Below are 8,002 nucleotides of genomic sequence, written 5' to 3'. Positions count from 1 at the left end.
CTTTAATTTTGCTCATGTCTGTTCTCTTTCTAGCCATGGTCAACGCCTACCTAAGTTAATTAAAATTAGGTAGAGCTTACCAGTTGATTTGATTAGAAAAAGAATGGCATTTCGGCATTCCGATCAGCTATTTCGGAAAAGGGCTAAAAGTGATCGGATATAACCGAAACAAGCGATCGGATTAAACCGAAATGAGTGATCGGATTGAACCGAAATCAGTGTTCGGATTCATCCGTAACATGCAGAGAATGGTCGGTGATGCAGGATTTGAACCTGCGACTGCATGAATGAACACAAACATGTGCATCAAAAATTATTCTAATGTGAGATTTTGATACGGGAATTTTAAGAAATTGGGAGAATGGTCGGTGATGCAGGATTTGAACTTGCGACTGCATGAATGAACACAAACATGTGCATGAAAATTATTGTAATGTGAGATTTTGATACGGGAATTTTAATAAATTGGGATAATGGTCGGTGATGCAGGATTTGAACCTGCGACCCCTTGGACCCAAACCAAGTGCGCTACCAAACTGCGCCAATCACCGACAAGGGGATGGGGTGGATGATGGGGTTCGAACCCACGACAACCGGAATCACAATCCGGGGCTCTACCAACTGAGCTACAACCACCACAATTTGAAACTTTGCACCAAATGGCGCGCCCGATAGGACTCGAACCTATGACCCACGGCTTAGAAGGCCGTTGCTCTATCCAGCTGAGCTACGGGCGCACATGTCAAACGCCTATCTGGGACTCTCTTAATTTTATAAATTAAGATTGGTCGGTGATGCAGAATTTGAACCTTCGACGTCTTGCATCGATAACACCCAAACAAAGCATATAATCTAACCAATTTAAAATTGGTCGGTGATGCAGGATTTGAACCTGCGACCCCTTGGACCCAAACCAAGTGCGCTACCAAGCTGCGCCAATCACCGACAACGTTACATCGCTGCAACGGGGCGGAATATTAACGCCCGCCATGCACACCGTCAAACCTTTTTTTAGGTATTTACGCTGATTGGCTATTATTTGAACCTAATTGCCCCTTGCTGGCGGTTATTCATGTTTGCTACGGACGAAGATAGCGTTCTTTTGGCAGCTGTGCGAAAATATTGCTCTTTTTAGTTCCCAGGAAATCAGCAGGCATGACAGCACAAATAATAGATGGCAAAGCCGTTGCTAACGCAACAAAAGACAAAGTCGCCGCTCAGGTACGCGCTCGCGTAGCAGCCGGAAAACGAGCTCCCGGACTTGCCGTTGTATTAGTTGGGCTTGATGCAGCCTCACAAGTGTATGTTGGCAGCAAACGCAAAGCCTGCGAAGAAGTGGGTTTTCATTCGGTATCTTACGATCTTCCGGCTGAAACCAAGCAACAACAATTGTTGGAGCTTATCGATACGTTAAATAATGACAACAGCATCGATGGTATTTTAGTACAACTGCCTTTGCCGGCAGGGTTAGACGCTTCGGCTATTTTAGAGCATATTCATCCGCACAAAGATGTCGATGGTTTTCATCCCTATAATATCGGCCGCTTAGCGCAGCGTATGCCAGCCCTACGCCCTTGCACCCCTAAGGGTATTATGACGTTACTGCAAAGCACCGGCGTAAACGTTAAAGGTATGGATGCGGTTGTCGTGGGTGCATCTAATATAGTCGGTCGCCCTATGGCTCTGGAATTACTCCTCGCCGGTTGTACAACAACGGTCTGCCATAAATTTACCCGTAATTTAGAAGAGCAAGTGCGTCGTGCGGATTTATTGGTTGTCGCCGTAGGTCGGCCTGAGTTTATTCCTGGTGATTGGATCAAGCCCGGTGCTCTGGTCGTTGATGTCGGCATCAATCGCTTAGACAGTGGCAAACTGGTAGGTGATGTCGAATATGCTAAAGCGGTTAAATTGGCTCGCTATATTACACCTGTCCCTGGTGGTGTTGGCCCAATGACCGTAGCCAGTTTAATTGAAAACACGCTAGAAGCGTGTGAGCTATATCACGACAGTAAATAACGGCGACAGTTACCATAAAAAAACCGCCATCGGCGGTTTTTTATGGTGCAATGACCGTTTTAAGCCTTACGCCAACTGGTCACGCCATTTTTATCTTCAACAATAATGCCTTTAGCGGTTAATTCAGCGCGAGCCGCGTCAGCCGCGGCCCAATCTTTAGCGGCACGAGCCGCATTGCGCTGGGCAATTAACGCTTCAATTTCTGCCACATCGCTATCTGATGCGCCACTTTGTAAAAAGGTTTCGGCATCGCCCTGCAGCAAGCCCAGTACGCCCGCTAAAAGTGTCAGCAAACCCGCTAGCTCTGCGGCTTTTGCTGGCTCAGCCTCTTTAAAGCGATTCACCTCACGCGCTAATTCAAACAATACCGGCAAAGCTTCAGGCGTATTGAAGTCATCATCCATCGCGGCTTTAAAACGCACAATATATGGGCTGGCCAAATCAATGCTATGGCTTGGCGTTACTGAACGCAGCGCAGTGTAAAGTCGTCCTAGCGCGGCATGTGCTTGCTCTAAGTTTTCTTTAGAGTAATTTAATTGGCTACGGTAATGGCTAGACAGTAGGAAATAACGTACCGCTTCTGCATTATATTCAGCTAATACATCTTTTACCGTAAAGAAATTGCCAAGTGACTTCGACATTTTTTCTTTATCAACTTGCACCATACCAGTATGGATCCAGGTATTGACGTACTTTTGGCCATGGGCACAGGTAGATTGTGCTATCTCATTTTCATGATGAGGAAACTGTAAGTCTGAACCGCCACCATGAATATCGAAATGTTCGCCCAAATGCTTAGCGCTCATGGCAGAACATTCAATATGCCAACCGGGCCGACCATTGCCCCAAGGTGAAGCCCAGAACGGCTCACCCGGCTTGGTACCTTTCCATAAAACAAAGTCTAATGGATCATCTTTATTTTGCGCCACTTCTACCCGAGAACCGGCTTGTAACATATCTAGGTTTTGTTGGCTTAACGCACCATATTCAGCATATTTACTGACATCAAACAGTACATCGCCATCTGCTGCAACATAGGCATAACCTTTGGCAACTAAGGTTTCGATCAGGCTAATAATCTCAGCCATGTGAGTGGTCACTTTCGGCTCAATATCGGCGGGTAATAGCCCTAAAGCCGCAAAGTCGGCATGCATTGCCGCGGTAAAGCGTGCGGTTAAAGCATCGCAGCTTTCGTTGTTTTCTGCCGCGCGCTTAATAATTTTATCGTCAACATCGGTGATATTTCGCACATAGGTCACGTCATAACCGCTAAAACGTAAGTAGCGATTAATGACATCAAACGCAACATAAGTGCGGGCATGCCCTACATGGCAGTGGTCGTAAATGGTAATGCCACAAACATACAAGGCCACTTTCCCCGGAATGATAGGTTTGAAGACTTCTTTTTGGCGGCTTAAGGTATTGTATATCTGTAACATTATGTCCTCTGACAGAAAATATGAATCATTAACAGCAAAATGCGGCGATTAGTTTAGCATTGGCAGATGCTAGCCGCTATCCTTGCTTTATGATTTGACGGCAGTGCGTTAGAATGGCGCATCTGTAATGATAAGGAAAAAATGATGGTTAGCTTACATACTAATTTTGGCGTGATTAAATTAAATCTTTTTGCTGACAAGGCACCGGTGACCGTGGCTAACTTTATTAGCTACGTGAAAGATGGCTTTTTTGACAACACTATTTTTCACCGGGTGATTGACGGCTTTATGATCCAAGGCGGTGGTTTCACTGCAGATATGCAGCAAAAAGAGACAAAAGAAACCATTAAAAACGAGGCTAACAACCGCGTCGCGAACAGCAAAGGCACCATCGCTATGGCGCGCACCAGCGATCCGCATTCTGCCACCTCACAGTTTTTTATCAACGTTGCTGATAATAGCTTCTTAAACTTCAGTGCTGAAAACGCTCAAGGCTGGGGTTACTGTGTATTTGGTGAAGTGGTTGAAGGTATGGACGTGGTTGAAAAAATCAAAGCGGTACGCACGGGTCGTAACGCTGGTCACAGCGATGTACCGGTTGAGCCAGTAGTGATTGAACGTGCTGAGCTGAACGACTAAACCATGTCACATACGCTGTTTATTGCAGATTTGCATTTATCAGCAGAAAGGCCTGATATTACTCAGGCCTTTTTACAGTTTATTGCGCAGCAAGCGCCAGCGGCCGATGCACTGTATATTTTAGGCGATCTGTTTGAAGTCTGGATTGGTGACGATAATCCCGAACCGTTACTCGACACCGTCGCCCAGGTGTTAAAACCGCTCAGTCAGCACACGCCGATTTACTTTATCCATGGCAATCGTGATTTTTTATTAAAACAACACTATGCCAAACGTGCGGGGTTAATTTTATTACCGCAACAGCAGGTCATTGATATTTACGGGACCCCCACCCTCATCATGCATGGCGATAGCTTATGCACGATGGATGTGGCTTATCAAAAGTTTCGACGTTGGTGGGATCAAGCTTGGTGGCAACGATTGATGCTCTCGTTACCCCTTTTTATTCGGCAAGCTTTAGCCCGCAAAGCGCGCGCTAAAAGCGCTACAGCCAAAGCACGTTATCAAACAATGGGTAACGCCAACATTATGGATGTTACGCCAACCGAAGTGCCTAAAATAATGGCCGAGTATACCGTACAACATCTGATCCATGGCCACACACACCGCCCTGCGGTACATCAATTAACCGTCAACAGCCAACCCGCTTTGCGCTATGTGCTGGGAGATTGGTATAGTCAAAGCAGTTATCTCAAGGTAACCGCCGATCACTGGCAACTGGTCTTTAACCCGCTTGCGCCATAAGCTCAGGCACTGGGCTACCACTGTGAAATTTAAAGTCGTTATCCGCGGATAAAATTAACTCGGCTTCCTTTTCACCAAAAAAGGCTACGCGCGCACTGATATCCTGCCCAGCAATTTGCTCTGCCAGTTGCAGATAATCTTGATAATGCCGCGCTTCTGAGCGCAACAAAGACAGATAAAACTGGCCAATATCCGCAGGCAAATGCGGCGCTAAAGTAGCAAAACGCTCACAAGAGCGTGCTTCGATGTAGGCACCACAAATAAGCTTATCAATCAAAGCCGCTGGCTCATAAGTGCTAACATGACGCAACAAACCGCGGGCATAGCGACTTGAGGTGATTTTTTCATAAGGCACATCATGTTGCTGCATCACTTCAAGCACTTGATAAAAATGATGTAACTCTTCTTTAATTAACAACACCATCTTATCGATAAGTTCTTGGCCATAAGCTGAATTCGATTTCGGTAACATCGACTTTTTCAGTTTGATATCCGCTAAGGCTTGCCATGTGCCCTGCTGGCGATAAGTAAAGTCTTCATAAGGTTTCAGCCATTGCAGTAAGGCCTCAGCACTTTGCTCATCTACCGCATAACGCCGGATCAGATACATCGCGGATTGCGCCGCTTTTAACTCACAAATCAGATGATCAGTTAATAGCATCGGTAAACGAGCCGGTTGCATTGCTTCATTTAACCAAGTTTGAGGCGTACTGCAGTGCAAAAACTGCTGAATGGGCGCTAATAAGGTCTGATATTCGTGGCTTAACATAAGGCGGTCTACTGATTGAACACGCTGCGCAGTATACCCGAAGGTAGCAATGTGCTCCAGCATCGACATGAACTGTTGAATTTTTCAACATTGACCTTGACGAATCTGCGTTATTCAACCATAACTTTAATACGGGTAAATTTTTTAAGTTCCCGCACAAGGCGCTTCAATAATAAGGATAATAACGATGATTCTAAACCATTTATGGGGCATCTACGCCCATCCAAAAGAAGAATGGCATACCATTGATGCCAGACATGAAAGTTTACGCTATAGCTTAATTCACATTTTACTGGTTGCTTTGATCCCTTCCATTTGCGCGTACTACTCGGCAGTGCATTTAGGCTGGAGCATTGGCGTTGGCGAAAAAATCTTTTTAACCGCAAATAGCGCTTTAATGCTGTCTGTTGCGATGTATTTTGCCTTAATTATTGGCGTGCTAGCGCTGGCGCTTTTAGCACACTGGATGGCCCATACTTTTGGTGCTGAGCCGACTTACACTCAAACCTTGGAGTTGTCGTCATATACATCAACGCCATTGTTTATGGTGGGTTTAGCGGCCTTATACCCTGAACTATGGTTTGTGATGGTGGTGGGTTTAGCGGGCTTAACCTATTCAGTGTATTTACTGTACGTTGGGGTGCCAATCTTAATGCACATTCCTGAAGAGCGTGGTTTTATTTATGCCAGCTCGGTGGTTACGTCAGGTTTAATTTTGTTAGTGACTTTACTCGCCGCCACTGCTATTTTATGGAGCTCGGGCTTTGGCCCTGCTTTTACCCACTGATGGTAAAACCAAACGCATAATAATAAGACAGGGTAGACAGTAAAACGGCTGCAATTGCAGCCGTTTTTTATGCTTGCAACAACGACTTGATTTAACCTTCGTTGTAAGTTTCTAAATTTGTTGCCATGTTCATGCTAGACGCCGCTTTCACATCGTCACTGCGTAATTGATCAAGACGATTTAAATAATCTTGATCAATATCGTTTGTGACATAATGACCATCAAATACCGACGTTTCAAAATGGGTAATGTCCGGGTTTTCTGTTCTTACTGCGGCAATCAAATCAGGTAATGATTGGAAAATCAGGGCATCCGCGCCGATGATCTGACAAATACTGTCCACATCATGACCATGAGCGATGAGCTCATTGGCCGACGGCATATCAATACCATACACATTCGGGAAACGTATTTCTGGTGCTGCCGAAGCGAAATACACTTTCTTCGCACCCGCTTCACGCGCCATTTCGATGATTTGACCTGAAGTCGTGCCACGGACGATGGAATCATCCACCAACAACACATTCTTACCTTTAAACTCTTGCCAGATCGCATTCAATTTACGCTTCACCGATTTTTTACGCTCTGTTTGGCCAGGCATAATAAAGGTACGGCCAATATAACGGTTTTTCACAAAACCTTGGCGGTACGGTAAATTTAACACATTGGCAATTTCTAAAGCCGCATCATTACTGGTTTCTGGGATCGGGATAACCACATCAATATCCAGATGCGACCATTCCCGTTTTAATTTTTTACCGAGGTAAGTTCCCATCGCGACACGAGAAGCATAAACCGAAATATTGTCGATGGTTGAGTCAGGGCGCGCAAAATAGACGTACTCAAAAATACAAGGAGTATAGCTTGGGTTCTCAGCGCACTGCATGCTGTGTAATTCACCTTGCTCGGTGATGTACACGGCTTCACCTGGTGAGATATCCCGTAATACGGTAAAGCCATCCGCATCAAGGGCTACGCTTTCTGAAGCGACCATATACTCAGTACCCGCCGCAGTTTCACGTTTGCCCATCACTAAGGGGCGGATCCCGTTCGGGTCACGGAAGGCGAGTAAGCCATGGCCAATAATCAGCGCCACCGCCGCATAACCGCCTCGCACTTTGCGATGCACATTGGCCAGCGCTTTGAAGATTTGCTCAGGCGCTAGCTTCATATTCGGTTGAATGGCTAATTCGTGCGCCAACACATTTAACAACACTTCTGAGTCAGAAGTCGTGTTCACATGGCGGCGCGCTAAACGAAAGATTTCGTCTTTTAGCTCATGCGCATTAGTCAGATTGCCATTGTGCGCTAAAGCGATACCAAAGGGGCTGTTAACGTAAAACGGCTGCGCTTCGGCGGTGCTTGACGAACCTGCAGTAGGGTAACGCACATGCCCAATTCCGATATTACCGGCCAGGCGCTGCATATGACGTATTTCAAATACGTCTTTGACCAGACCATTGGCCTTGCGCAAGCGCAAGGTATTATTATCGACCGTAACGATACCCGCAGCATCCTGACCGCGGTGTTGCAAGACTGTCAGACCATCATACAGCGCCTGATTAACGGGATACTTACCTACGATTCCAACAATACCACACATTGATT

The 8,002-nt window shown here is 45.9% G+C and carries 7 protein-coding genes and 4 tRNA genes; 4 read left to right on the top strand and 7 right to left on the bottom strand.

Going from position 1 to position 8,002, the window contains the following annotated elements; all coding sequences use genetic code 11:
• Window positions 1-474: 474 nt before the first annotated feature.
• From LMJ53_RS07845 to LMJ53_RS07830, 4 genes are all read right to left on the bottom strand, one after another.
• Window positions 475-551: transfer RNA gene (locus LMJ53_RS07845), tRNA-Pro, on the bottom strand.
• A gap of 9 nt (window positions 552-560) precedes the next feature.
• A tRNA-His gene (locus LMJ53_RS07840) sits at window positions 561-636 on the bottom strand.
• A 24-nt stretch (window positions 637-660) separates the two neighbouring features.
• A tRNA-Arg gene (locus LMJ53_RS07835) sits at window positions 661-737 on the bottom strand.
• A gap of 131 nt (window positions 738-868) precedes the next feature.
• Window positions 869-945, bottom strand: a tRNA-Pro gene (locus tag LMJ53_RS07830).
• 210 nt (window positions 946-1,155) lie between these two features.
• Between LMJ53_RS07830 and folD the strand changes: the two genes are divergently transcribed.
• Window positions 1,156-2,016, top strand: coding sequence for a bifunctional methylenetetrahydrofolate dehydrogenase/methenyltetrahydrofolate cyclohydrolase FolD (folD, locus tag LMJ53_RS07825; RefSeq protein ID WP_226749787.1), 861 nt, complete (start codon window positions 1,156-1,158; stop codon window positions 2,014-2,016).
• 59 nt (window positions 2,017-2,075) lie between these two features.
• Here the strand turns inward: folD and cysS are convergent, their stop codons facing one another.
• A complete protein-coding gene (gene cysS / locus LMJ53_RS07820) occupies window positions 2,076-3,455 on the bottom strand; it encodes a cysteine--tRNA ligase (protein WP_229585540.1) in 1,380 nt (459 codons plus the stop codon).
• Window positions 3,456-3,599: 144 nt separating this feature from the next.
• Here cysS and LMJ53_RS07815 point away from each other — a divergent pair, with 144 nt between their 5' ends.
• Both LMJ53_RS07815 and LMJ53_RS07810 read left to right on the top strand, forming a co-directional pair.
• A complete protein-coding gene (locus LMJ53_RS07815) occupies window positions 3,600-4,094 on the top strand; it encodes a peptidylprolyl isomerase (protein WP_226749785.1) in 495 nt (164 codons plus the stop codon).
• Between the two features lie 3 nt (window positions 4,095-4,097).
• Window positions 4,098-4,838, top strand: a complete 741-nt coding sequence (locus LMJ53_RS07810) for a UDP-2,3-diacylglucosamine diphosphatase (protein ID WP_229585539.1) — start codon at window positions 4,098-4,100, stop codon at window positions 4,836-4,838.
• On the opposite strand, the gene miaE is transcribed toward LMJ53_RS07810, so the two are convergent.
• The gene (gene miaE, locus LMJ53_RS07805; RefSeq protein WP_229585538.1) at window positions 4,819-5,607 is read right to left on the bottom strand and encodes a tRNA isopentenyl-2-thiomethyl-A-37 hydroxylase MiaE; all 789 of its coding nucleotides are present in this window, start codon (window positions 5,605-5,607) and stop codon (window positions 4,819-4,821) included. The genes LMJ53_RS07810 and miaE overlap by 20 nt on opposite strands.
• A 187-nt stretch (window positions 5,608-5,794) precedes the next feature.
• Between miaE and LMJ53_RS07800 the strand changes: the two genes are divergently transcribed.
• On the top strand, window positions 5,795-6,394 hold the full coding sequence (locus LMJ53_RS07800) for a Yip1 family protein (protein ID WP_226749782.1): 600 nt from the start codon (window positions 5,795-5,797) through the stop codon (window positions 6,392-6,394).
• Between the two features lie 91 nt (window positions 6,395-6,485).
• On the opposite strand, the gene purF is transcribed toward LMJ53_RS07800, so the two are convergent.
• Window positions 6,486-7,997: an amidophosphoribosyltransferase gene (gene purF, locus LMJ53_RS07795; RefSeq protein WP_229585537.1), complete on the bottom strand. Its 1,512-nt coding sequence runs from the start codon at window positions 7,995-7,997 to the stop codon at window positions 6,486-6,488.
• Between the last annotated feature and the right edge of the window lie 5 nt (window positions 7,998-8,002).

The sequence above is a fragment of the Rheinheimera sp. UJ51 genome (assembly GCF_020819615.1).
GTDB classification, from domain to species: domain Bacteria; phylum Pseudomonadota; class Gammaproteobacteria; order Enterobacterales; family Alteromonadaceae; genus Alishewanella; species Alishewanella maricola.
This window is presented reverse-complemented; position numbering and strand designations above follow the sequence as displayed.

Excerpts from the sequence above, each read along its gene's own strand:
- folD (WP_226749787.1), top strand. The coding sequence starts at position 1,156 with ATGACAGCACAAATAATAGATGGCAAAGCCGTTGCTAACGCAACAAAA.
- cysS (WP_229585540.1), bottom strand. The coding sequence starts at position 3,455 with ATGTTACAGATATACAATACCTTAAGCCGCCAAAAAGAAGTCTTCAAA.
- LMJ53_RS07815 (WP_226749785.1), top strand. The coding sequence starts at position 3,600 with ATGGTTAGCTTACATACTAATTTTGGCGTGATTAAATTAAATCTTTTT.
- LMJ53_RS07810 (WP_229585539.1), top strand. The coding sequence starts at position 4,098 with ATGTCACATACGCTGTTTATTGCAGATTTGCATTTATCAGCAGAAAGG.
- miaE (WP_229585538.1), bottom strand. The coding sequence starts at position 5,607 with ATGTTAAGCCACGAATATCAGACCTTATTAGCGCCCATTCAGCAGTTT.
- LMJ53_RS07800 (WP_226749782.1), top strand. The coding sequence starts at position 5,795 with ATGATTCTAAACCATTTATGGGGCATCTACGCCCATCCAAAAGAAGAA.
- purF (WP_229585537.1), bottom strand. The coding sequence starts at position 7,997 with ATGTGTGGTATTGTTGGAATCGTAGGTAAGTATCCCGTTAATCAGGCG.